19 protein-coding genes and 1 tRNA gene are annotated in these 22887 nt (G+C 66.9%); 9 read left to right on the forward strand and 11 right to left on the reverse strand.

Going from position 1 to position 22887, the window contains the following annotated elements; genetic code table 11:
- The first annotated feature begins 109 nt into the window (after positions 1 to 109).
- The 4 genes from VVS03_RS02920 (at position 110) to VVS03_RS02935 (ending at position 4799) form a co-directional block, all read left to right on the forward strand.
- Positions 110 to 973, forward strand: coding sequence for an aldo/keto reductase (locus tag VVS03_RS02920; protein WP_368519453.1), 864 nt, complete (start codon positions 110 to 112; stop codon positions 971 to 973).
- Positions 974 to 1331: 358 nt separating this feature from the next.
- Positions 1332 to 1613 (forward strand): DUF485 domain-containing protein, encoded by a 282-nt coding sequence (locus VVS03_RS02925; RefSeq protein ID WP_368519781.1) that lies wholly within the window; start codon positions 1332 to 1334, stop codon positions 1611 to 1613.
- A 15-nt stretch (positions 1614 to 1628) separates the two neighbouring features.
- Positions 1629 to 3263 (forward strand): cation acetate symporter, encoded by a 1635-nt coding sequence (locus tag VVS03_RS02930; RefSeq protein ID WP_368519782.1) that lies wholly within the window; start codon positions 1629 to 1631, stop codon positions 3261 to 3263.
- 75 nt (positions 3264 to 3338) lie between these two features.
- Positions 3339 to 4799 (forward strand): hypothetical protein, encoded by a 1461-nt coding sequence (locus VVS03_RS02935; protein WP_368534595.1) that lies wholly within the window; start codon positions 3339 to 3341, stop codon positions 4797 to 4799.
- Positions 4800 to 4868: 69 nt separating this feature from the next.
- Here VVS03_RS02935 and VVS03_RS02940 read toward each other — a convergent pair whose 3' ends face one another.
- The 3 genes from VVS03_RS02940 to VVS03_RS02950 all read right to left on the reverse strand — a co-directional run bounded on the left by VVS03_RS02940 (position 4869) and on the right by VVS03_RS02950 (position 7006).
- Complete coding sequence (locus tag VVS03_RS02940) at positions 4869 to 5867, reverse strand: DUF1906 domain-containing protein (protein ID WP_368519455.1); 999 nt, start codon at positions 5865 to 5867, stop codon at positions 4869 to 4871.
- A gap of 86 nt (positions 5868 to 5953) precedes the next feature.
- On the reverse strand, positions 5954 to 6859 hold the full coding sequence (locus VVS03_RS02945; protein ID WP_368519456.1) for an ornithine cyclodeaminase family protein: 906 nt from the start codon (positions 6857 to 6859) through the stop codon (positions 5954 to 5956).
- A 74-nt stretch (positions 6860 to 6933) separates the two neighbouring features.
- Positions 6934 to 7006 (reverse strand) — tRNA-Arg (locus VVS03_RS02950).
- 59 nt (positions 7007 to 7065) lie between these two features.
- Between VVS03_RS02950 and VVS03_RS02955 the strand changes: the two genes are divergently transcribed.
- Entirely contained in the window at positions 7066 to 7383 is a 318-nt protein-coding gene (locus VVS03_RS02955; RefSeq protein ID WP_368520956.1) for a hypothetical protein, read from the forward strand.
- 10 nt (positions 7384 to 7393) lie between these two features.
- Here the strand turns inward: VVS03_RS02955 and VVS03_RS02960 are convergent, their stop codons facing one another.
- Genes VVS03_RS02960 through VVS03_RS02975 form a run of 4 tightly spaced genes read right to left on the reverse strand, consistent with a single transcriptional unit; the run spans position 7394 to position 9794 of the window.
- On the reverse strand, positions 7394 to 7681 hold the full coding sequence (locus VVS03_RS02960; protein ID WP_368520957.1) for a glutaredoxin domain-containing protein: 288 nt from the start codon (positions 7679 to 7681) through the stop codon (positions 7394 to 7396).
- Between the two features lies 1 nt (position 7682).
- A complete protein-coding gene (locus tag VVS03_RS02965; protein ID WP_368520958.1) occupies positions 7683 to 8228 on the reverse strand; it encodes a dihydrofolate reductase in 546 nt (181 codons plus the stop codon).
- A complete protein-coding gene (locus tag VVS03_RS02970) occupies positions 8229 to 9026 on the reverse strand; it encodes a thymidylate synthase (RefSeq protein WP_368519460.1) in 798 nt (265 codons plus the stop codon).
- Between the two features lie 9 nt (positions 9027 to 9035).
- Positions 9036 to 9794, reverse strand: coding sequence for a 3'(2'),5'-bisphosphate nucleotidase CysQ (locus tag VVS03_RS02975; RefSeq protein ID WP_368519461.1), 759 nt, complete (start codon positions 9792 to 9794; stop codon positions 9036 to 9038).
- Positions 9795 to 9829: 35 nt separating this feature from the next.
- On the opposite strand from VVS03_RS02975, the gene VVS03_RS02980 reads away from it, so the two are divergent.
- From VVS03_RS02980 to VVS03_RS02990, 3 genes are read left to right on the forward strand one after another with little or no spacing between them, the layout of a single operon-like run.
- Entirely contained in the window at positions 9830 to 14605 is a 4776-nt protein-coding gene (locus tag VVS03_RS02980; RefSeq protein ID WP_368534143.1) for an ATP-dependent helicase, read from the forward strand.
- Between the two features lie 13 nt (positions 14606 to 14618).
- The gene (locus VVS03_RS02985; protein WP_368519463.1) at positions 14619 to 15440 is read left to right on the forward strand and encodes a DNA-formamidopyrimidine glycosylase family protein; all 822 of its coding nucleotides are present in this window, start codon (positions 14619 to 14621) and stop codon (positions 15438 to 15440) included.
- A 60-nt stretch (positions 15441 to 15500) separates the two neighbouring features.
- Entirely contained in the window at positions 15501 to 15914 is a 414-nt protein-coding gene (locus VVS03_RS02990) for a YccF domain-containing protein (RefSeq protein WP_368534142.1), read from the forward strand.
- Positions 15915 to 15922: 8 nt separating this feature from the next.
- Here VVS03_RS02990 and pgi read toward each other — a convergent pair whose 3' ends face one another.
- The 3 genes from pgi to VVS03_RS03005 all read right to left on the reverse strand — a co-directional run bounded on the left by pgi (position 15923) and on the right by VVS03_RS03005 (position 19405).
- The gene (pgi, locus tag VVS03_RS02995) at positions 15923 to 17593 is read right to left on the reverse strand and encodes a glucose-6-phosphate isomerase (RefSeq protein ID WP_368534141.1); all 1671 of its coding nucleotides are present in this window, start codon (positions 17591 to 17593) and stop codon (positions 15923 to 15925) included.
- An 89-nt stretch (positions 17594 to 17682) separates the two neighbouring features.
- Positions 17683 to 19035, reverse strand: a complete 1353-nt coding sequence (locus VVS03_RS03000; protein WP_368534140.1) for a Na+/H+ antiporter family protein — start codon at positions 19033 to 19035, stop codon at positions 17683 to 17685.
- Positions 19036 to 19087: 52 nt separating this feature from the next.
- Positions 19088 to 19405, reverse strand: a complete 318-nt coding sequence (locus VVS03_RS03005; RefSeq protein WP_368519467.1) for a chorismate mutase — start codon at positions 19403 to 19405, stop codon at positions 19088 to 19090.
- An 82-nt stretch (positions 19406 to 19487) separates the two neighbouring features.
- Between VVS03_RS03005 and pcrA the strand changes: the two genes are divergently transcribed.
- Entirely contained in the window at positions 19488 to 22019 is a 2532-nt protein-coding gene (gene pcrA, locus VVS03_RS03010) for a DNA helicase PcrA (RefSeq protein ID WP_368534139.1), read from the forward strand.
- Here pcrA and VVS03_RS03015 read toward each other — a convergent pair.
- Entirely contained in the window at positions 22016 to 22777 is a 762-nt protein-coding gene (locus VVS03_RS03015; RefSeq protein ID WP_368534138.1) for a M23 family metallopeptidase, read from the reverse strand. The genes pcrA and VVS03_RS03015 overlap by 4 nt on opposite strands.
- Between the last annotated feature and the right edge of the window lie 110 nt (positions 22778 to 22887).

Raw genomic sequence — 22887 nt, forward strand, 5'->3', positions numbered from 1 at the left:
TTAAGACGCCCGCGGCCTACCGCGTATTCTGTGCATTCCCCCTCCCGGAAATCCGGGAGGGGGAATTTTCTTCTACTTAGCCCACACGGGTGCGGGGTTTCGAGGCACAATGGAGACTATGACAGTTCCATCAGTTAACTTCCACGACGACCGCTCTATGCCGCAGCTGGGCCTGGGCACCTACAAGCTCTACAGCGAGGAGTGCATCTCCGTGGTGCGCGAGGCCATCGAGCTGGGCTACCGTCACTTCGACACCGCCACCCTCTACGAAAACGAAGAAGCGCTGGGCAAGGCGCTCAACGACGCTATCAGCGCTGGCGACGTCACCCGCGATGAGCTGTTCGTGACCTCGAAGGCATGGCACGATCACCACGGCGCGGAGAAGGTGCAGGAGGCTTTTAGTGAGTCGCTGCGGAAGCTGGGCCTGGACTACCTGGACCTGTACATGATCCACTGGCCGTGGCCGCAGGGCGGGCTGTTCGTGGAGACCTTCGAGTCCATTGCCCGCCTGCAGGGCATGGGGCAGATCGCCTCCGTGGGCGTGGCGAACTTCTACGAGGAGCCGCTGCAGGAGATCATCGACCAGACCGGCGTGGTGCCGGTGGTCAACCAGGTGGAGCTGCACCCGGGCTTTACCCAGCCGGAGCTGCGCCGCTTCCACGCCGAGCACGACATCATCACCGAGGCCTGGTCGCCCCTGGCCCGTGGCGTCGTGCTGAGCAACCCGGTCATCGAGGAGGTCGCCCACAAGCACTCCGCCACCCCGGGCCAGGTCGCCTTGGCCTACCTTATGGACAAGGGGATTTCGGTCATCCCGAAGTCGGCGAAGTCCGAGCGTCTCAAGGAGAACCTGGGCACGGTCGACGTCGAGCTGGAGGCGGCAGATGTCGAGGCCATCGATGGCCTGGAGGGCCAGCAGGGCTTCGGCCGCATGTTTAAGGACCCGCGCGAGTTCCCGGGGGAGAACGCTTAAGTCCAAAACCCCTGCCATAACCCCCGTTTGCAACCTTTGCAAGCGGGGGCTTTCGTGTATCTGGGGGTAATTTGCTAAGCAATACTGACGCAGGTCAGGTGGGGGAGTGGGGGTAGCTAATTTCTGCTAAGGCGAAAAACTTGGCCGATTTCACAACCTTGCAGTGTGACTAAGGTAACTTACCTGGCAACGCAGATGTGATGGGTAACTCATTGTCGGTTATCTGTGAAGCGTGTGCGAAATGTTCGCGGCTGCGACCGCGGACGAGGAAGTACGTTTAGTGAAGGAGAAAGCAGTGTCTGAAGTAGGTACTCCGCCGACCCAACGGCGCGAACCCACAGCGGAAGACTTTATAGAGATGCAAAAGTCGCCGCAGTTTTCTGAACTGCGCGGCTCTTACCGGAAGTTCGCCTTCCCCTTGACGGTGGCGTTTTTCGTGTGGTACGTCCTCTATGTGGTGATGGCCGTGTTCATGCCGGACTTTATGGGGCAATCCCTGGGCGGCAACTGGAACGTCGGCCTGGTCTTTGGTCTGTTGCAGTTCGCGACCACGTTCTTGATCACGTGGATTTACGTCAAATACGCAAATAAGAACATCGAGCCGCGTGCGGCCGCGATTCGCAAAGAACTGGAGGGCTAGACCGTGAACTCGACGATGATTGTGGCCCAGGAAACCTCGGCCGGTAATCCGCTCCTCAATATCGCCATCTTCCTCGCCTTCTTGGTGGTGACCATGTGGCTGGTGCTGCGCGCCGGCAAGTCCACCAAGGAAGCCTCCGATTTCTACACCGGCGGCGGCAGCTTCTCTGGGCGCCAGAACGGCCTGGCCATCTCCGGCGACTACCTGTCCGCGGCGTCCTTTTTGGGCATCGTGGGCGCAGTCGCCCTGACCGGCTACGACGGCTTCTTGTACTCCGTCGGCTTCTTCGTGGCCTGGCTGGTGGCCCTGATGCTGGTGGCCGAGCCCCTGCGTAACGTGGGCCGGTTCACCATGGCCGACGTGCTGTCCTTCCGCCTGCGGCAGAAGCCCGTGCGCGTCGCCGCGGCCATCGCGACGCTGTTCGTGTCCCTGTTCTACCTGGTCGCGCAGATGGCCGGCGCCGGCTCCCTGGTGGCCGTGCTCCTGGACATCCACGAATTCGTCTGGCAGGCCGTCGTGGTCGGCGTCGTGGGCATCATCATGATTGTCTACGTCCTGATCGGCGGCATGAAGGGCACGACCTACGTGCAGATGATCAAGGCCGTGCTCCTGGTCGTCGGCGTGGTCATCATGTGCGCGCTGGTGTTCATCTCCATCCGCGGTGGCTTCAACACCCTCTTCCAGGACGCCATCGACATGCACGCCGGCTCGGAGAACCTCGCTAAGGAGGGCTACCAGGCCGAGCAGATCCTGGAGCCGGGCCTGAAGTACGGCGCGACCCTGACCACCAAGCTGGACTTCATCTCCCTGGGTATCTCCCTGGTGCTGGGCGTGGGCGGCCTGCCGCACGTGCTCATGCGCTTCTACACCGTCCCGACCGCCACTGAGGCCCGCCGCTCGGTGACCTGGGCGATCGTCATCATCGGTGCCTTCTATCTGATGACTCTCATCCTGGGCTACGGTGCGGCCGCCCTGGTGGGCCCGGACCGGATCCTCAACGCGCCGGGTGGCGCGAACTCGGCGGCCCCGCTGCTCGCCCTGGAGCTGGGCGGTTCCATCTTCATGGCGATCATCTCCGCGGTGGCGTTCGCGACCGTGCTGGCCGTGGTCGCCGGCCTGGCCATCACGGCCTCGGCTTCCATCGCCCACGACGTCTACGACGCCGTGCTGCGCGACGGCCAGGCCAGCGAGGAAGAGCAGGTGCGCGTCTCCCAGATCACCGTCGTGGTCCTGGGTATTGCCTCCATCATCCTGGGTATTCTGGCCATGACCCAGAACGTGGCCTTCCTGGTCTCCCTGGCGTTCGCGATGGCCGCCTCCGCCAACCTGCCGACCATCCTGTACTCGCTGTACTGGCGCCGCTTCAACACCACCGGCGCGGTGGCATCCATCTACACCGGCGTGGTCTCCTGCCTGGTGCTCATCTTCTTCTCGCCGGCCGTCTCCGGCACTGAGACCTCCATGTTCCCGGGCGCGGACTGGGCCATCTTCCCGCTGAGCTCCCCGGGCTTGGTCTCCATCCCGCTGGCCTTCCTGGCTGGCTACATCGGCACCCTGGTGGGCAAGCCGGATCACCTGGAAGCACTCGCCGCCGAGATGGAAGTTCGCTCCCTGACCGGCGTGGGCGTGGAAGCTCCCGTGGATCACTAAAGATAGGCGGACAACTCGTTAGAAAGAGGCGCCGTGGGCAATACCCCCACGGTGCCTCTTTGTATTATGTAATCCGTGAACCCTAAATCCTCCTCGCGCCACCTGTTGCTGCCTGCCATCGCTGTGCTGGTCATCGCCGCTTTGGCGGCAGCCGCGTGGGGACTCGGGCGCTTCGACGGGCAGAACACGCCCGCCCAGGCCAGCGTTAATAAAGACAAAATCCCGCAGCTGGAAGCCTGGCACGAGACCCGCATCCTCGGCGACAGCGACCGCCCCGACCTCGTCTTCGCCGCAGACTCCGAAACCACCGAGTCCGCGGAGAGCACTGAGGCCGCTACGACCACCGAAGCCACTACAGACAGTAAGAGCAGCAAGGACGGCAAGGACAGCAAAGACTCTCCGCGCTCGAAAGAAAAGCGCTCCGAGACCGCCAAGTCCGCGACCGCAGAATCCACAGCCAGGGACTCCAAGGACTCCAAGGATGTAAAGGGCGAAAAGGACGAAAAAGACAAGGGTAGTGCTGGCAAAGACTCCAGCAAGGCTGAGAGGACCTCGGAGGAGGAGACCTCGACGGAGGAGACCACGACCTCGGGCGCTGCGGGTACCGCAGGCTCCGCCGCCGAGACCTTCCCGGACCAGCCCGGCCAGCTGACCTACGTGCGCCTGAGCGATGGCATGCACATGGCCACCGCCAATGAGCGGGAGTCGCGGCCGGCGCTGAGCCTGATCAAGCTCTACATCGCCGAATACGTGGTGGAAAACGGCAAGCCCGAAGAGCAGTTTGAGGCCCTGGACATGGTGGCCAATTCCTCGGACGAAAGCGCTGAGGAGCTCTACGAGAAATACCCGGACTCCATCGAAGACGTTGCGGAGCGCTACTCCCTCAAGTCCACCCAGCCGGATAAGCGCTGGGGATACTCGACGACCTCGACCTTTGACGTGGCCAGCTTCGTCGCCCAGCTGATGGACAAGGATCCGCTGCACCCGGTGCTGGTGGCGATGTCGCACAGCGACCGCTTTGCCGAGGACGGCTACGCCCAGGACTACGGGACGTCGCAGCTCGACGACGTGGTGGGCACGAAGTTCGGCTGGTCCAACGAGCACGACATGCACTCGACCGTCTCCTTCGGGCACGACTTCGTGGTCGCGGCCAACTACTACGGCGACGCCGACGACCTGACCGATTTTGTCACCGCTCACGTCACCGACGACTACCTGGAGCAAGCCAGCGCCGCCGCCCGGAAGTCCGCGCCGGTGACCGTGACCGAAGACCCGCAGGACGCCGAGCAGCAGTCCGAGTCCACGGCGAAGGACAGTGGCAAGGCGGACAAGGACGACAAGAAGGACCGGAAGAAGGACAAAGAAAAATCCGACAAGTCCGGTGAGTCCAAGTCGCGGGACAAGGAGCCGAAGGACGAGGACTCGAAGGACAAGAAAAGCAGCCGGAGCGAAACGCGCGGCAAGGATGCCAAGTCCGGCGACGACGGCTCCCGGGACAAGGGGAAGAAGGCAAGCGACGATAAGGACGGCAAGTAGGCCGTCTGGGGCCAGGGATAGAAAAAAGGGGCAGAAGGTTTTCTTCTGCCCCTGATTGGCTGGTGAGTTTTAGCGGCCGCTAAAGCGCTTGGCCAGGTCCGCGGCCTGCTGGACTTGGTCCATGGAGATCGAGGAACCGTTGTAGCTGATGCTGTTGCCGTCCACGCGCGGCAGGTTCGGCATGTTCGGCACCGTCTCGTTCAGGCGGGAGCTCAGGTGGTTGATGGCGTCGGTCGTGGAATTGCCTGCCGGGGCCTGCGGCGCCGGGGCAGCGGGGCGGTTCTGGGCAGGCCGCTTGCCGGCCGCCTGGCCCGGGGTCCACTGGCCCCAGTCCTTGGCGTAGACGTGGTTGATGTCCACGACCACGCCGCCGACGGTGCGCTGCTGGGCCTTGGGCAGCTGGTGGATGGTGGTGCGCGGGTGGATCTTTCCGCCCGAGCCCCAGTCGTGCATCCAGAAGAAGCTGCCGATGCCGTCCTTGCTAGCCCAGTCGATCACGTTGTAGTTGCCGTAGACGCCGGTCTGGTAGCCGGCGGCCTTGAGCGCGGCGGAAAAGGCCTGCAGGTAGGGCTTGATCTGGTTGGTGTACTGGGCGCGGGTCGGGTTGTCATCGATGGCGATGTAGATGGGGCGACCGGTCGGCCCGCCGGCCGCCTTGTGCAGGGCGATGGCCTGCGGGGCGTGGGTGGCGGCGCCGGCGGCGCCGGCCAGCCAGTCGGCGTTGCCGGCCCGGCCGAACTGGTAGACCGAGGCGGTGGCCAGCCCGTGGGCGGCGAAGTCCTTGGTTTCCTTCAGGCTGACCGGCTTGCCCAGCATCCAGTTCGCGCCGGGGCGGCGCTGCGAGACGTAGCGCACCGCGCCGAGGTGGCCGGCGGCCTTGACCGCGGCGGCGGAGGGCACGCCGGCGGAATAGTCCAGCACGGTGCCCAGGATGGGGCCCAGGGCCTGGGCCTGCGGGGCGGCCTGCAGGTTGTAGGCGCCGAAAACGCCGAAGGCGGCGGTCAGAGCGCCGGCCTTAAAGAGGCCGCGCCGGGACAGGGAACGGTTGCCGATGGATGGGGTGGACATAGGAGACCTCGCAAGAATTAGAATTGACCACAATAGTCACATCTGTAACAGGGGTACCATATCACGCCCGCCCAGTTCCGTCGAGGCTAACGCGCGCTGGCGACGGCCTCCGCCAGGACCAAATCCTCCCAGGGCATGCCCGTGAACTTGAAGACCACCGGCCGGGTCCTATCCAGGTGCGCCTCGCCGCGCACGACGTCCCGGAAGGTGACCAGGCGCTCGCGCTCGAGGGCGCCTTCGTCCACGGCCTGGATGACGTCGCCGGCCTCCCGGAAGCAGGTATCCGGGTCCTCGATGATGACCTGGGAACGTCCCAGCAGCGCGCCGGGCAGCTCCCGCGCGGACGGGGAGTGGGAGCCGACCGCGACGACGACGGCGTCGTCGCGCACCGCGGAATCGTCCAGCACCGGCTCCGCCGCCGTGGTGGTCGTGATGATGAGCTCCGCGCCGCGAAGCACCATGTCGGCCTGCTCGGTACCGGCCTGGGCCCACGGCTCCAGATCCTCCGGCTGGCTGCGGCTAAGGAAGGTCACCTCGACCTCGCGGCTGGAGTAGACCTCGCGCACCGCCGCGGCGTGGGCGCGCGCCTGCGGTCCGGTACCGAAGATGGCGACGGACAGGGGGCCGGTGGACTCTGGATCTAACACGTCCGCAATACCGGCCAGGGAGACCGCCGGCGTGCGCAGGTTGGTCAGCGCGATGCCGTCGATGGTTGCCTTGGGCGCGAACGTTTGCTGGTCGAAGAGCACGTAGGTGCCCTGGATGCGCGGGTCGTTGCCGCGGGCCTCGGCGTTGACCGACAGCAACTTAATCCCGAACCCGGCCGGGGTGGCCGAGGGCATGAGCAACAACTCCCCACCGGGGACGTCGATGGCCTGGCGTGCGAGATCCTCGGCCGGGTTGAAGCCGTCCTGCAGCGTACCCCGCAAGGCGGCCACCGCAGACGGGTAGTCGAGACGGGCAAAGACGGTGTCATAATCGAGGAAATCCATGCCTCAATGATGGCAAAGAATGGCCTCTGTCGGGGCCTTTATCGCAGCGAAAGCCCTCAGCGCCGCGAAAAGAGTGCCCCAGAGTGGATTCGAACCACCGACACCGGCTTTAGGAGAGCCGTGCTCTATCCCCTGAGCTACTGGGGCCTAGGAAGCTAGGTTACCCGAGGGCGCGTAAGGCGCGGAAATCGGCTAGCGTGGGCGGTATGGAACACCGAGGCAGTGAGGTTGGCGGCGCGCAGCGTAGGGCGGACGCGGAATTCGTGGATGTCCAGCGCCGGGAGATTTTCACCCAGATCATCCAGCGCGATGGGGTGGAGGTCCTCGCCGTGGACAAGGCCATGCCGGGCGGGGAGCGCAAGCGCGTGCTGCTGCTCAATAAGTATGATGCGCAGCGCCTGCGCGCGGTGCTAGAGACCTACCTCAACACCATCTACAGCAAGGAGCTGGCCGGGATGGCCGGCACCTTGTCCCCGGCGGATATGGTGGAGCTCTTCGGGGAGGAAGAGGACGTCGAGGATTAGGCGACGAAGACTAGGCTTCCTCGCCGGTCAGCTCGCGCAGCTTGGCACGCACGGCGGAGGCCTCCGGGTTGGTCTCGTGGGCGCCGTCGGAGTAGAGGACGGTCGGCACGATCCGGTTGCCGTCGTTGACGGACTTGATCCACTCGTTGATGTCCTCGGTGCCCTCGGCCTCCGCGTCGACCAGGGTGTAGGGGGTCTCCGTGCGGTCCAGGCGCTTAATCAGGCGGGAAGAAAACGGGCACCAGTCCGCGTAGAAGATGGTGACGTGATCGTGGGTTTCCGGGGTCTTAACGCTCATGTTAAGCAGCGTCCTTTCTTTCGTAGGTTAAAAAGCGGTACTTCATGGGAAGATCGCTGGGCGGGGTGCCCGGGATGGTCAGCCGGCCCTTGTCGGAGGTGAGCCAGTCGCTGTCGCGGCTGAGCCCGAAGTGGGCAGGCACCGCGGGGGCAAAGACCGCCTCGTCGCCGTAGGTACTACCGATGTTAACGCCCATCAAGGTGATTTCGATGACGTCGACGTCGTCGATCGTGGCGGCGTAGAGCTGCCCGCCGCCCATCACCCAGGCGGTGTCGAGCTCCGGCAGCTTATCGATGCCGGTCAGCACCTCACCGCCGGCGGACCACTCGCCGGGGGCGCGGGAGGAGATGATGAAATTCTCCCGGCCCGGCAGGGGGCGGAACTTCGGGTTCAGCGACTCCCAGGTCTTGCGGCCCATGACCACCGGGCTGCCCAGGGTGGTCTGCTTGAAATGTGCCAGGTCCTCCGGCACGTGCCACGGCATGTCCGTGCCGTCGCCGATGATGCCGTCTAAGGACTGCGCCCAGATGGCGCCCAGGCTAGCCATCTACACCGCCACCGGGGCCTTGATGGTCGGGTGCGGGTCGTAGCCGATGACCTCGAAGTCGTCGAAGTCGTAGTCGAACATGGACGCCGCCTTGTGCAGCTTGAGCTGCGGGTAGTCCCGAGGAGTGCGCGAGAGCTGCTCTTCGACCTGGGCGCGGTGGTTGTCGTAGATGTGGCAATCCCCGCCGGTCCAGACTAGCTCGCCGACCTCGAGACCGGCCTGCTGGGCGAACATGTGGGTCAGGGCGGCGTAGGAGGCCAGGTTGAACGGCACGCCCAGGAACATATCGGCGGAGCGCTGGTAGACCTGCAGCGAGAGCTTGCCATCCGCCACGTAGAGCTGGAAGAGCAGGTGGCAGGGCATCAGCGCCATCTTGTCGAGCTCCGCGACGTTCCAGGCGGAGACCAGGTTGCGGCGCGAATCCGGGTTGGACTTGAGGGTTTCCAGCGCCTGCGAGATCTGGTCGATGTGGGAGCCGTCCGGGGTGGGCCAGGAACGCCACTGCACGCCGTAGACCGGGCCCAGGTCGCCGTTCTCGTCCGCCCACTCGTTCCAGATGCGCACGCGGTTGTCCTGCAGCCACTTCACGTTGGAGTCGCCGCGCAGGAACCACAGCAGCTCACCGATGACCCCGTGGAAATAGACCTTCTTGGTGGTCAGCAGGGGGAAGGACTCGGATAAGTCGTAGCGCAGCTGCCGGCCGAATAACGAGGTCGTGCCCGTGCCGGTGCGGTCGCCCTTGGGGGAGCCGTGGTCGAGGATGTCGCGAAGCAGGTCTTCGTACGGGGTGTATGCCATAGCGCTAGTTTAAAACCCTCCGTTTTCTTTGGCGTAGTCCGCCGCGTGGGCCAGGATATCGTCGGCCAGCTCCGGGCGGCAGACCAGCAGGTCCGGGATGAACGTGTCCTCGTTGTTGAAGGTGATCGGGCTGCCGTCCAGGCGGGAGGCGTGCAGGCCGGCGGCCAGCGCCACGCCCACGGGGGCGGCCTGGTCCCACTCGTACTGCCCGCCGGAGTGGATATAGCCGTCGTAGTCGCCCAGCAGCACGTGCATGGCCTTCGCCCCGGCCGAGCCCACGCCGATGGTCTCGAAGCCCATCTTCTCGGAGATGTAGTCCGCCACCTTCGGCGGGCGGTTGCGAGAGACCACGAACTTGTGGGACAGCGGCCCGGTGACCGCGCGGACGTCGGAGGACTTGAACGTCACGCCCAGGTCCGGCAGGCCCACCGCGGCGTGCGCGGGGCGGCCGTCGATGGTCAGGGCGATGTGCACGGCCCAGTCCTGGCGGCCCGTGGCGAATTCCTTCGTGCCGTCGAGCGGATCGACCACCCAGACGCGGTCCTTGGAGAGGCGATCCGGGTTGTCGGTGGCCTCCTCCGACAAGAATCCGTCGTCGGGGCGGTGCTGGGCCAGCACCCGGGAGATCCACTCCTGGGCGAGCTCGTCGCCGGCGTCGCCCAGGGCGCGGCTGCGCAGCAGGCCTCCCTTGCGGACTCCTTTGAGGATCTCGCCGCAGCCTTCGGCGATCATGTTGGTCAGGCGGGCATCATCTAGCTGGACGGTCATACCCGTAGAGTCTAGCCGCCGCGTTAAAGTAAGGCATGGCCGAAAACATCCTGTCGCGCTTCAGCCCGCCGGTGCGGGACTGGTTTACCGAGGTCTTCGCGCAGCCCACCGAGGTGCAGCAGGAGGCATGGTCGGCTATTTCACAGGGCGACCACGCGCTGGTCGTCGCGCCGACCGGCTCCGGTAAGACCCTAGCGGCGTTCCTCTGGGCGCTCAACGGGCTGGTCGAGCGCGACGGCCAGACCAGCCTGCCCATCGGGCAGGAGGCCAGCCGCACCTCCACCCATGGTGGGGTGAAAGTGCTCTATATTTCCCCGCTCAAGGCCCTCGGCGTGGACGTCGAGCACAACCTGCGCGCGCCACTGGCCGGCATCGCCCGCGTGGCCGAGCGGCTAGGCCTAGACCACCCGGACATCTCCGTGGGCGTGCGCTCCGGGGATACCCCGCAGGCCGAGCGCAACCGCCAGGTCCGCCGCCCGCCGGACATCCTTATCACCACGCCCGAGTCGGCCTACCTCATGCTGACCTCCAAGGCCGCGGGCATCTTGAGCTCGGTCGAGACCGTCGTGGTGGATGAGATCCATGCCCTGGCCGGCTCCAAGCGCGGCGTGCACCTGGCGCTGAGCCTGGAGCGGCTGGCGCTGCTGGCCGGCGACTTCCAGCGCATCGGGCTCTCCGCCACCGTGCGCCCGCTGGAAACCGTGGCGCATTTTTTGGGCGGGTCCCGCCCAGTAGAAATCATCGCCCCGCCGGCCAGCAAGCGCTGGGACCTGGCCGTGCACTGCCCGGTGGAGGACATGGCGGACCTGCCCACCCCGGAGCAGGGCTCGCCCATCGGGGAGCTGACGGTGGATGATTCCATCGGCATTACCAGCGGGGACGACCTGCTGGAAGAATCCGCGCTGCCGACGGCGAAGTCCATCTGGCCGTTTATCGGGCAGGACGTCTACGCCGAGGTCATGGGGCACCGCTCGACCCTGGTCTTCGTCAACTCGCGCCGCACCGCGGAACGGCTGACCAGCCGGCTCAACGAGCTCTACGCGCAGGAGCACGACCCGGAGTCTTTGTCCGCGCCCACGCGCCGGGACCCGGCCCAGCTGATGAAGCAGGTCGACGTCGCGGGCCAGGCCCCGGCGGTTATCGCCCGCGCCCACCACGGCTCCGTGTCCAAGGACGAGCGCGCTATGACCGAGACCATGCTCAAGGAGGGCACGCTCAAGGCGGTGGTGGCGACCAGCTCGCTGGAACTAGGCATCGACATGGGCGCGGTCGACCTGGTCATCCAGGTCGAATCCCCGCCGTCGGTGGCCTCCGGGCTGCAGCGCGTCGGCCGCGCCGGGCACACCGTGGGCGCGGTATCGGCCGGCTCCTTCTACCCGAAGCACCGCGCCGACCTGGTCCAAGCCAGCCTGACCACCAAGCGCATGCGCGAAGGCCTCATCGAGCGCCTGCACACCCCGTCCAACCCCTTGGACGTGCTCGCGCAGCAGACCGTGGCCGCCGTCGCCGCCGCCCCGGACGGGCTCGGGGTGGAGGATTGGTACGACACGGTCCGGCGGGCCTGGCCCTACCGGGACCTGCCGCGCGAGGTCTTCGACGCCGTGCTCGACCTGGTCAGCGGCGTCTACCCCTCGACGGATTTCTCGGAGCTAAAACCCCGGGTGGTCTACGACCGCGTCGGCGGCGTGCTCACCCCGCGCCCGGGCGCGCAGCGCGTGGCGGTGACCAATGCCGGCACCATCCCGGACCGCGGCATGTTCGGTGTCTTTTTGGTCTCCGGCGCCGAAAACCAGGCCCCGCGCCGAGTGGGCGAGCTCGACGAGGAGATGGTCTACGAGTCCCGCGTGGGCGACATCATCACCCTGGGCGCTAGCTCCTGGCGGATCGAGGACATCACCCGGGACCAGGTGCGCGTTAGCCCCGCACCGGGGCACACCGGGCGGTTGCCCTTCTGGAACGGGGACGCCGCCGGCCGCCCCTATGAGCTCGGCCGGGCGCTGGGCGCCTGGCGCCGGGACGTCCACCAGGACCCGGGAATCCTCGCCGACGTCGACGCCCGCGCGCGGGACAATATCGTTTCCTACCTGGGCGAGCAGTACGAGGCCACCGGTCTCATCCCGGATGACACGACCCTGTTGCTCGAGCGCTTCCGCGACGAGCTAGGCGACTGGCGCGTGCTGTTGCACACCCCGTTCGGCCGCGGGGTCAACGCCGCCTGGGCGCTGGCGGTCGGCGCCCGCGTGGCGGAGAACACCGGCATGGACGCCCAGGCCGTGGCCGGCGACGACGGCATCGTCCTGCGCCTGCCGGAGGCCGACCGGGAGCCGGACGCCAGCCTGTTTAACTTCGACGCCGACGAGATCACCGACATCGTCACCGAGCAGGTCGGTGGCTCTGCGCTCTTTGCCTCCCGCTTCCGCGAGTGCGCCGCCCGCGCGCTGCTGCTGCCGCGCCACAACCCCGGCAAGCGCGCCCCGCTCTGGCAGCAGCGCCAGCGCGCCGAGCAGCTGCTGGACGTGGCCCGGAAGTACCCGTCTTTCCCCATCATCCTGGAGACCGTGCGCGAGTGCCTCCAGGACGTCTACGACCTGCCCGCCCTGCAGGAGGTCATGCGGGAGCTGGGCCACCGGCGCATCCGGATCGCCGAAATCACCACGGACAACCCCTCGCCGTTCGCCTCGACCCTGCTGTTCAACTACACCGGCGCCTTCATGTACGAGGGCGACTCGCCGCTGGCGGAAAAGCGCGCCGCGGCGCTGGCCCTGGACCCGTCCCTGCTGGCCAAGCTGTTGGGCACGGTGGAGCTGCGCGAGCTGCTGGATGCCGACATTATCGACCAGGTCCACGCCCAGCTCCAGCGCACCGCCCCCGACCGCCGGGCCCGCACCACCGAGGAGGTCGCCGACCTGCTGCGCACCCTGGGCCCGGTGGCCACCACAGACCTGCCGGCGCACACGGACGTTCCGTTAAGCGCTATCGATGCCGCCCTGGCCGGCCGCGTGATGCGCGTGCGCATCGCCGGGACCGAGCACCTAGCCCAGGTCAACGACGCCGCGCTGCTGCGCGACGGCCTGGGAATCCCGGTCCCGCCCGGGGTGCCGGCCCAGGTGGACACGGTCACCGACGCGTTGCCGCAGCTGCTCAGCCGCTGGGCGCGCACCCGCGGGCCATTCGTCATCAGCGAGGCCGCGGCCGCCTTCGGGCTGTCGGTGTCCGCGGCCTACGGGGTCATCACCGGCCTGGACAAGGTGGTCGAGGGCCACTACCGCGCCGGGGTGGAGGAGACCGAGTACTGTGCGGCTGAGGTCCTCAAGGTAATCCGCAGCCGCTCGCTGGCCGCCGCCCGCGCGGCGACCGAGCCGGTCAGCGCCACCGCCTACGCCCGCTTCCTGCCCGCCTGGCAGCAGGTCGCCCCGGCCGGCACCCGCCCGGCGCTGCGCGGGGCCGACGGGGTGCTGGCGGTCATCGAGCAGCTCGCTGGCGTCAAGGCCCCCGCCTCGGCCTGGGAGAGCCTCATCCTGCCCGCCCGGGTGGGGGATTATTCGCCCGCCCACCTGGACGAGCTCACACTGTCCGGCGAGGTCCTCATCGTCGGCGCGGGCAAGGCCGGCTCGGCAGATCCCTGGATCATGCTGCTGCCGGCGGACTACGCCGCCCAGCTGCTGCCGCAGACCGAGCCGGAGGGCTATTCCATCCTCGAGCGTGCGCTCCTGGAGCACCTGGGCACGGGCGGGGCCTTCCACTTCGGGGAGCTGGCCGCCGACGCGCCGGGCACCGAGGAAGAGGTCCGCCAGGCGCTGTGGCAGCTGGTGGAGGCCGGCGCGGTCTCCCCGGATTCCTTCGCCCCGGTGCGCGCCCGCCTGGCCGGCAAGACCGGCGGCAAGGCCGCCCACCGCGCCAAGCGGCGTCCGAACCGCTCGCGCCTGCGGATGGGGCGGACCTCCTTTGCACAGGCGCAGCGGGTGAGCACCCCGCCGGACGTGGGCGGGCGCTGGGCGCTCACTCCGCCGGCGGCGCAGGACCCGACGGCGCGCTCGGTCGCGCACGGCGAAGCCTGGCTGGACCGTTACGGGGTGGTCACCCGCGGCAGCGTCGTGGCCGAGGACGTGCTGGGCGGTTTCGCCCTGGCCTACAAGGTCCTGTCCGGCTTCGAGGAATCCGGAAAGGCCATGCGCGGCTACGTCATCGAGGGCCTGGGCGCGGCCCAGTTTTCCGTGCCCGCGGTCATCGATCGCCTGCGCGGGGAGCAGGACAGCCCCGACGTCACCGGCTGGCCGTCGGGCCACGAGCCGGACACCGTGGTGCTCGCCGCCTGCGACCCGGCCAACCCCTATGGCGCGGCCCTGGCCTGGCCGGAGACCCCCGGCAAGCCCAACCGCGCCGCCGGCGCCCTCGTGGCGCTGGTCGACGGGCTGCCCATCGTGCACTTAAGCCGCGGCGGCAAGTCCCTGACCACCTTCCCGCACGTGCTGCCGGAGGGCGTCGACCCGGCCGAGGCAGTGCAGCGGGCGTTAGGTGGGCTGCGCGAGCTCATCGCCGCCGGCCGCCTGCAGCCCCTGGTCGTGGAAAAGATCAACGGCGTCGCCGCTTTCCATGCCCCCGAGGCCGAGGCGCTGCGGGCCGCCGGAGCAGGGCTGAGCCCCCGCGGCCTGCGGATCGCCGCCACCGCCGCCGCACCCCGCACCGGTGCAGCCCGCGGCAGCCGCCGAGCCCAGCAGGGCCCGCAGACAGGGTCGGTGCCGTCGCGGCGGGGCCGGCGGGTGACCGACCTGATCGCCAGCTTCGACGATGACGCTTTCGAGGATTTTTAGTTAAGGAGGCGTAATGCCCGAGGGCGATTCCGTCCTGCAGCTATCCAACCGCTTGCAGTTCATGCGCGGCCGGGAGGTCACGCGCAGCTCCCTGCGGGTGCCGCGCTATGCCACCGTGCGCTTTGACGGGGAGACCTGCGAGCGCGTGTGGCCCTACGGCAAGCACCTGTTCATGCAGTTCGGGCAGCGCCTGCTGCACACGCACCTGAAGATGGAGGGGCAGTGGGCCATCCATTATGCGGGGCAGCGCTGGCGCAAACCGGGCCACAGCGCGCGGGTGGTCCTGCAGCTGGCGCACCACCCGCGCGATATCGAACTCGTCGGCCACTGGCTGGGCCTGGTCGAGGTGATGGCCGCCGACGACTACGCCGGCTGGGTCGCCGGCCTGGGCCCGGACATCTTGGACCCGGATTGGGAAGGACCCGGCGGGCGCGAGGAGGCACTGCGCCGGCTGGCGGCCCGCCCGGAGCGATCCATCGGGACCGCGCTGCTGGACCAGACCAACGTGGCCGGCATCGGCAACGAATACCGCGCCGAAATCTGCTTCCTGGCCGGCCTCCACCCGGCCACGCCCGTGGGACGGGTGGACCTGGAGGCGGTTATCGACATTGCCCGGCGCATCATGTGGGCCAACCGCGACAGCCCCATCCGCGTGACCACCGGCGTGCGCCGGGCAGGGGAGACCACCTACGTCTTCGGCCGCAACCGGGCGCGCTGCCGGCGGTGCGGCACCCGCATCGAGAAGGGATTTTTGGGCGGGCCGGACCAGGGCGGCGACGAAGGGGAACTGGAGCGGGTCATCTGGTTCTGCCCGCACTGCCAGCCCAAATACTAGGACGTCCAGGGTCTCACAAGAGGCAGACGCATTAGCCGCGGGCACGCTAGGATCGGGGCTATGCGTTTGTTGCTTAATATCATCTGGTTCTTGTTCGGCGGGCTGTGGCTGGCGCTGGCCTATTTCATCTTCGGCATCCTGGCCTGCATCTTCATCATCACCATCCCGGCTGGCGTGGCCAGCTTCCGCATGGCGGCCTACGCGATCTGGCCGTTCGGCCGGGCCGTGGTCCAGCCGGTGGGCGGGTCCAGCGGCATGTCGACGTTTTCCAACGTCGTCTGGTTCATCGTCGCCGGCGTGTGGCTGGCACTCAGCCACCTGACCACGGCCGCGGCCCAGGCGATCACCATCATCGGCATCCCGCTGGCTATCGCCAACCTCAAGCTCATCCCGATCACCTGCTTCCCGTTCGGCAAGCAGATCGTGCCGAACGACCGCATCCCCGCCGGCTTCGAGCCGATGATCCGGATGTAGTTACCGGGCTAGCCGCGGTGGGCGCGGTACCACTGAATGAGCGCGTCGGTGGACGCGTCGCCCGAGGCGGCGGTGTCCTCGCCGCACACGGCGGCGGCCAGGTCGTTGGCCTGTTGCTTGCCAAGCTCCACGCCCCACTGGTCGAAGGAATTCAGTCCTAGGATGACGCCCTGGGTAAAGACGATGTGCTCGTAGAGCGCGATGAGCGCGCCGAGCGCCTGCGGGGTGAGCTTCTCGGCCAGGATGGTGGTGCTTGGGCGGTTGCCGGGCATGACCTTGTGGGGGACAAGTTCCTCCGCGACGCCCTCCGTAGTCAGCTCCTCGGCGGTCTTGCCGAAGGCCAGCACCTTGGTCTGGGCGAAGAAGTTGCTCATCAGCAGATCGTGCATGGAGCCGGTGCCGTCAGCCGTCGGGAAGTCCCGGTGCGGCTGGGCGAAGCCGATGAAGTCGGCCGGGACCAGGTGGGTGCCCTGGTGGAGCAGCTGGAAGAAGGCGTGCTGGCCGTTGGTGCCCGGCTCGCCCCAGTAGATCTCTGAGGTGGCTGTGTCCACCGCCGAGCCGTCGCGGCGCACCGACTTGCCGTTGGATTCCATGGTCAGCTGCTGGAGGTAGGCCGGGAAGCGGGAGAGATCCTCCGAATAGGGCAGTACCGCGTGCGACTCGGCTCCCAGGAAGTTGGTGTACCAGATGCCCAGCAGTGCCATCAGCACCGGGACGTTGCTGCTCAGCGGTGCCTGCGCAAAGTGCTCGTCCATGGCCCGGAAGCCGTCGACAAAGCGCATGAAGTCCAGCGGCCCGATGGTGCACATCAAAGACAGGCCGATGGCTGAGTCCACGGAGTAGCGCCCGCCGACCCATTCCCAGAAGCCGAACATGTTCTCCGTGTCGATGCTGAACTCGGCGACCTTCTCCGCGTTGGTGGACACAGCCACGAAGTGCTTGCGGATAGCCGACTCGTCGCCGTCGAACTGCTCCAGCAGCCAGCGCCGGGCCGCGTGGGCATTGGCCAGGGTCTCCTGGGTGGTAAAGGTCTTCGAGGCGACGATGAACAGCGTCGATTCCGGATCGAGGCGGTCCAGGACCGCGTCCAGGTCGGCTGGGTCGACGTTGGAGACGAACTCCGCGCTAATCCCGGCTACCTCGTAGGAGCGCAGCGCGCGGGCCGCCATGGCCGGGCCCAGATCGGAGCCGCCGATGCCGATGTTGACGACCTTCTTGATGGTGTGCCCGGTGTGCCCCAGCCACTTGCCGGAGCGCAGTGCGGTGGCGAAGTCGCGCATCCGGCCCAGCACCTCGTGGACATCGGCGGCGACGTCCTGGCCGTCGACCGTGAGGTCTTCTTCGGCCGGCAGGCGCAGCGCGGTGTGCAGCACCGCGCGGTCCTCCGTGTTGTTGATGTGGGCGCCGGCGAACATGGCGTCGCGCACCTGCTCCACGCCGGCGGCCTCCGCCAGGGCGATGAGGGCGCCGAGGATTTCCTGGTCCACCAGGTTCTTCGACAAATCGACGTGCAGGCCCGCGGCCTCGAAAGAGAGGTTGTCCGCGCGGGATTCTTCCGCCCGGAAGAGCTCGCGGAGGTTGAGCGCGGTCTCCCCGTCGGCCAGCTGCTTAAGTGCCTTCCACTCGGCAGTGCTGGTGATGGTCGAACCAGTGGCGTAGGCGGTGTTGGAATAATCCATGACGATTGGCTTCTGCGGCCTTTCTTCCGGTGTCTAAACGCGTGCTAAGTGCTAACCACAACCGTAGTCGAAGACTTCTGCGGGCGTGGTTAGAGGACGATGGCGGCCGTCCAGCCCGCCACGAGCAGCGGGATGTTGAAGTGGAGGAAGGTCGGGATGACCGAATCCCGAATGTGGTCGTGCTGCCCGTCGGCGTTGAGCCCCGCGGTTGGGCCGAGGGTCGAGTCGGAGGCCGGGGAGCCGGCGTCGCCCAGCGCGCCGGCGGTGCCGATGATGGCAACGGTCGCGGCGGGGCTGAAGCCCAGCGACATGCACAGCGGGACGTAGATAACGGAGATGATGGGCAGAGTAGAGAAGGAGGAACCGATGCCCAGGGTGACCACCAGGCCCACCAGGAGCATGCCGCCGGCGGCCCAGAACTGGTGCTCGCCGAAGATCTCTGCGGTGGCGTCGACCAGGGTCTCGACCTCGCCGGTGGCGGTCATGACCGAGGCGAAGCCCTGGGCGGTAATCATGATGAAGCCGATGAGCGCCATCATCTTCATGCCTTGGGAGAAGACGTCGTCGGCCTGGCGCCAGTTGACCGTGCCGGAAATGAGCAGGATGCCCAGGCCGATCAGGGAGCCGACCAGCAGCCCGTCGGCCTCGAAGTCGAGCGCCTGCATGATGACCTGCACGGCGAAGGTCGCGATGATCGCGATGACGGAGACGGTCACCCGGTAGGGCGAGATCTCCGTGGAGGCCGGGGCGTCGTCCGAAATCGGGGTATCGGCGTAGTCGCGCGGCTTCCGGTAGGAAATAAAGATGGCGATGAGCAGGCCGACCAGCATGCCCGCGGCCGGGATGGCCATGATGGGCATGATGGACAGGTCGCTGGTGTCCAGGCCAGCCTCGGAGATGTTAAACAGCAGGATGTCGTTGAGGTAGATGGAGCCGAAGCCCACCGGCACGAAGAAATAGGTAGTCACCAGGCCGAAGGTCAGGCAGCAGGTGATCAGGCGGCGGTCGAGGCGCAGCTTGTTCATGACGGTCAGCAGCGGCGGGACCAAAAGCGGGATGAAGGCGATGTGGACCGGGATGAGGTTCTGGCTCATCACGGCCATGGCGATAAGGCCCAGCACCAGGATCCACTTGGTGGTGGCCACGGCGGCCTTGTTGAGCTCGCCGTCCTGGTTGCCCAGGCGCTTGACCAGGAAGTTAGCCAGTAGGTGGGGGAGCCCGGCCGAGGCCACGCCCATGGCGAAGGCACCCAGCAGGGCGTAGCTTAGGGCGATCTTGGCGCCGCCGCCGAGCCCGTCCTGGAAGGCGAGCATGGTGTCGTCCAGCCCCATGCCGGCCATAAGACCGCCGGTGAGGGCCCCGAGGAACAGCGCAACGACCACATGGACTCGCAGGAGCGCGAGGACGAGCATGACGAGGACGGCTATTAAGACGGCATTCATGCGTATAGATTACTGTACGGATAGCCCAAATCGGGCGCGGGGGTAGGCAGAATCATCCCAGGCGGCCGCGGCCCATGCGCAGCAGCGCGGAAGCGATGGCGGGGCCTTCTTCGCCCAGCTCGTCGCGGAACTGGTTGAGGATGGCGATTTCCCGCGTGTGCACCAACCGGGTGCCGCCGGAGCCCATACGGGTCCGGCCGATGGCCTGAGAGACCGCGGTGCGGTGCTTGATGGCCTCCAGGATGATCTGGTCCATGCGGTTGATCTCTTCCCGGTATTTCTGGATCTCCTGATCCGAGAGGGGATCGTCCGTGCCGGAGGGCGTCCGGACCTCAATGTTGGCTAGCTCGTTGTGTACCGCGTCTGACATAACCCAATTGTGCCACCTGGGCAGCCAAAAAGTAACTCCGCTCGGCTGTGTGTCGGGGCCGGCTAGTAGGTTGGTAGTCATCATGAATGAGACCTCGCCTTTTTCCCAGCCCGCAGACCGCAACCCTTTTGGCCGGCCCGCCGCGCCCGCGGCCGCTTCCCCGGACGGCCAAGCCCCGCAGCCTGCCGTAGACCCGCTCGTCGAGGGCCTGAACCCGCAGCAGGCCGCGGCGGTGACTCATACCGGCTCGCCGCTGCTTATCGTCGCGGGCGCCGGTTCCGGCAAGACCGCGGTCCTGACCCGCCGGATCGCCTTCCTGATGCGCTCGCGGAACGTGGCGCCGTGGGAGATTTTGGCCATTACCTTTACCAACAAGGCCGCCGCGGAGATGAAGGAGCGCGTCGGCCAGCTGGTCGGGCCCGTCGCGGAGCGGATGTGGGTGGCCACCTTCCACTCCATTTGCGTGCGGATCCTGCGCGCCCAGGCGCAGCTGGTGCCGGGGCTGAATACCAACTTCACCATCTACGACGGGGATGATTCCCGCCGCCTGCTGTCCATGATCGCCAAGGACCAGCAGCTGGATATTAAGAAGTTCACCCCGCGGGTACTGGCCAACCAGATTTCGAATTACAAGAACGAGCTCATCGGCCCGCAGCGCGCCGCGGAGCAGGCCGCGGCCACCAAGAACCCCTTCGACACGACCGTCGTCGGGGTCTACGCGGAATACCAGCGCCGCCTGCGCGCGGCGAACGCGGTCGACTTCGATGATCTCATCGGGGAGGTCGTGCGGATCTTCCAGCAGCACCCGCAGGTGGTGCAGTTCTACCGCCGCCGCTTCCGGCACGTGCTCATTGATGAGTACCAGGACACCAACCACGCCCAGTACGCGCTCGTCGCCGCGTTGGTAGGGCAGGGCAACGGCGCCGCCGCGGGCGACGGGCAGGATACCCCGGAGCAGGCGGTCCCGGCGCCGGAGCTGTGCGTGGTCGGTGACTCGGACCAGTCCATTTACGCCTTCCGTGGGGCCACCATCCGCAACATCCAGGAATTCGAGCGGGACTACCCGCAGGCTAGGACCATTCTGCTGGAGCAGAACTACCGGTCGACGCAGACCATCCTGAACGCGGCGAACGCGGTCATCGCCAAGAACGAAAACCGGCGGGAGAAGAACCTGTGGACTGCCCACGGTGAGGGCGAGAAGATCATCGGCTACGTCGCGGACAACGAGCACGACGAGGCGCGCTTCATCGCCGCGGAGATCGACAAGCTGGTCGACGGCGGCCGCAACCTCAACGACATCGCCATCATGTACCGCACCAACAACGCCTCCCGCGCGCTGGAGGATATCTTCATCCGCTCCGGGATCGCCTACCGCGTGGTGGGCGGCACGCGCTTCTACGAGCGCAAGGAGATCCGTGACATCGTGGCCTACCTGCGCATCCTGGACAACCCGGACGACACGGTAAGCCTGCGGCGCATCATCAATGTGCCCAAGCGCGCTATCGGGGACAAGGCCCAGGCCCAGATCGCGCTGCACGCGGAGAACCTCGGGGTCAGCTTCGGCAAGGCCCTGCTCGACGGGGCGGCCGGCCAAGTAAACGGCCTGGGCACCCGCGCGGTCAACGCGGTGGGTAAGTTCACCGAGATGATGGACGGCATCCAGGCCCAGCTGCCGGGCATGACCAACCAGGTCACCGGACAGCCCGACTTGGGCGAGCTGATTTCCTTGCTGCTCGATGCCACGGGCTACCGGGCTGAGCTGGAAAACTCCAACGACCCGCAGGACGGCGCGCGCCTGGACAACCTCAACGAGTTGGTTTCCGTGGCGCGGGAGTTTTCCTCGGAAGCGGCCAACCAGATGGCCTTCGACGGCTCCGATGCCGCGCCGGAGGCCGACCCGGCCGACGACGGGCAGGCCGCGCCGGGTTCCCTGCAGGCGTTTTTGGAAAAGGTCTCCCTGGTCGCCGACGCCGACCAGATCCCGGACGAAGACACCGGCGTGGTCACGTTGATGACTCTGCACACGGCCAAGGGCCTGGAATTCCCAGTCGTCTTCCTCACCGGCTGGGAGGACGGGCAGTTCCCGCACATGCGCTCGCTGGGCGATCCGAAGGAGCTGAGCGAAGAGCGGCGCTTGGCCTACGTGGGCATTACCCGCGCGCGGGAGCAGCTCTACGTCACCCGCGCCATCATCCGTTCCTCGTGGGGCAACCCGATGACCAACCCCGCCAGTCGCTTCCTCGCCGAGATCCCGGAGGATCTCATCGACTGGCGGCGGGAGGAAAACGATAGCTCCCTCAACTCCGCGTGGGGTGATGATAGCTATCAGTACGGGCGCAATTTCGGTTCGTCCTGGTCCGGCTGGTCGCGCAAGTCCGGCTCCGCTGCGTCTTCCCCATCGCAACGGAAAAAGCCGGCGGCTGCTACGTCCATGCCGAAGAACAAGAACCTGAATTTGGCCGTGGGCGACCGCGTCAACCACGCCAAGTATGGCCTGGGAACGGTCATTAGTTCCGACGGTTCGGGCGCGCGGGCGACCGTCACCGTGGATTTCGGCTCTGCCGGGAAAGTCCGCCTGATGCTGATTGGCGGACTTCCCATGGAAAAGCTCTAGACGGAAATACCGCGCTCCGCGAACCAGGTAATCGGGTCCACGGGGGCGCCGCCGCCCGGATGCACCTCGAAGTGCAGGTGCGGGCCGGTGGACACGCCTTCGTTACCGATGGAGGCGATCTGCTGGCCGGCGGTGACGCGCTCGCCGACGCCCACCAGCAGGGAGCTGGCGGCCATGTGGCCGTAGACGCTCACGGTGCCGTCGTCGTGCTGGATGCGGATCCAGTTGCCGAAGCCCTGCGCCGGGCCGGAGGAAATCACCGTGCCGTCCATGACAGCGTAAATCGGGGTGCCGACCGGGTTGGCGATGTCGATGCCGTTGTGCATAGCGCCCCAGCGGGAGCCGAAGCCAGACGTCAGGGTGCCGGTGGTCGGGAACACGACGGTGTTGCCGTTGGCGTCCTGCGAGTGAGTGGCGCTCAGGCCGGAGTGGTCGCCCTCGGGGGTGAAGGCGTCCTCGAGGCCCGGTACGGCCGCGGGGTCGAGGACGATGTTGAGCCCTGCCTCGGTCTGGTTGACGGACGGGGTGATCGTGCCGTTGAACAACTGGGTAGTGGATTTAGCGAGGCCGAAGAGAGCATCGGTGAGGGCGTCGTGGTTGACGTCGCTAACGGTCGGTTCGGAGGAACCGTCCGACACGTTCACCGTCGCCGCAGGAGCGGCGTTGGCGGCCGTGGCACCAAGCGTGGCAGCCAGGCCGGTGGTCAGTGCCAGGGCACCGGCCACAGCCGCCCGGCGGGCGCGATGAGTGCACTTCATAGACTACGTCCTTTAACAACATGAGGGTAAGTGGTGGCAAGCCAGTCAGCGGGCAGTACCGCTAGGGCCCGCCCGGCGCTTGAGGCCGGCGCGGTCGCCGAATGGCAACG

Source organism: Corynebacterium sp. LK2537 (assembly GCF_040946485.1).
GTDB lineage: Bacteria > Actinomycetota > Actinomycetes > Mycobacteriales > Mycobacteriaceae > Corynebacterium.

Excerpts from the sequence above, each read along its gene's own strand:
- VVS03_RS02920 (WP_368519453.1), top strand. The coding sequence starts at position 110 with ATGGAGACTATGACAGTTCCATCAGTTAACTTCCACGACGACCGCTCT.
- VVS03_RS02925 (WP_368519781.1), top strand. The coding sequence starts at position 1,332 with ATGCAAAAGTCGCCGCAGTTTTCTGAACTGCGCGGCTCTTACCGGAAG.
- VVS03_RS02930 (WP_368519782.1), top strand. The coding sequence starts at position 1,629 with ATGATTGTGGCCCAGGAAACCTCGGCCGGTAATCCGCTCCTCAATATC.
- VVS03_RS02940 (WP_368519455.1), bottom strand. The coding sequence starts at position 5,867 with ATGTCCACCCCATCCATCGGCAACCGTTCCCTGTCCCGGCGCGGCCTC.
- VVS03_RS02945 (WP_368519456.1), bottom strand. The coding sequence starts at position 6,859 with ATGGATTTCCTCGATTATGACACCGTCTTTGCCCGTCTCGACTACCCG.
- VVS03_RS02955 (WP_368520956.1), top strand. The coding sequence starts at position 7,066 with ATGGAACACCGAGGCAGTGAGGTTGGCGGCGCGCAGCGTAGGGCGGAC.
- VVS03_RS02960 (WP_368520957.1), bottom strand. The coding sequence starts at position 7,681 with ATGAGCGTTAAGACCCCGGAAACCCACGATCACGTCACCATCTTCTAC.
- VVS03_RS02965 (WP_368520958.1), bottom strand. The coding sequence starts at position 8,228 with ATGGCTAGCCTGGGCGCCATCTGGGCGCAGTCCTTAGACGGCATCATC.
- VVS03_RS02970 (WP_368519460.1), bottom strand. The coding sequence starts at position 9,026 with ATGGCATACACCCCGTACGAAGACCTGCTTCGCGACATCCTCGACCAC.
- VVS03_RS02975 (WP_368519461.1), bottom strand. The coding sequence starts at position 9,794 with ATGACCGTCCAGCTAGATGATGCCCGCCTGACCAACATGATCGCCGAA.
- VVS03_RS02980 (WP_368534143.1), top strand. The coding sequence starts at position 9,830 with ATGGCCGAAAACATCCTGTCGCGCTTCAGCCCGCCGGTGCGGGACTGG.
- VVS03_RS02985 (WP_368519463.1), top strand. The coding sequence starts at position 14,619 with ATGCCCGAGGGCGATTCCGTCCTGCAGCTATCCAACCGCTTGCAGTTC.
- VVS03_RS02990 (WP_368534142.1), top strand. The coding sequence starts at position 15,501 with ATGCGTTTGTTGCTTAATATCATCTGGTTCTTGTTCGGCGGGCTGTGG.
- pgi (WP_368534141.1), bottom strand. The coding sequence starts at position 17,593 with ATGGATTATTCCAACACCGCCTACGCCACTGGTTCGACCATCACCAGC.
- VVS03_RS03000 (WP_368534140.1), bottom strand. The coding sequence starts at position 19,035 with ATGAATGCCGTCTTAATAGCCGTCCTCGTCATGCTCGTCCTCGCGCTC.
- VVS03_RS03005 (WP_368519467.1), bottom strand. The coding sequence starts at position 19,405 with ATGTCAGACGCGGTACACAACGAGCTAGCCAACATTGAGGTCCGGACG.
- pcrA (WP_368534139.1), top strand. The coding sequence starts at position 19,488 with ATGAATGAGACCTCGCCTTTTTCCCAGCCCGCAGACCGCAACCCTTTT.
- VVS03_RS03015 (WP_368534138.1), bottom strand. The coding sequence starts at position 22,777 with ATGAAGTGCACTCATCGCGCCCGCCGGGCGGCTGTGGCCGGTGCCCTG.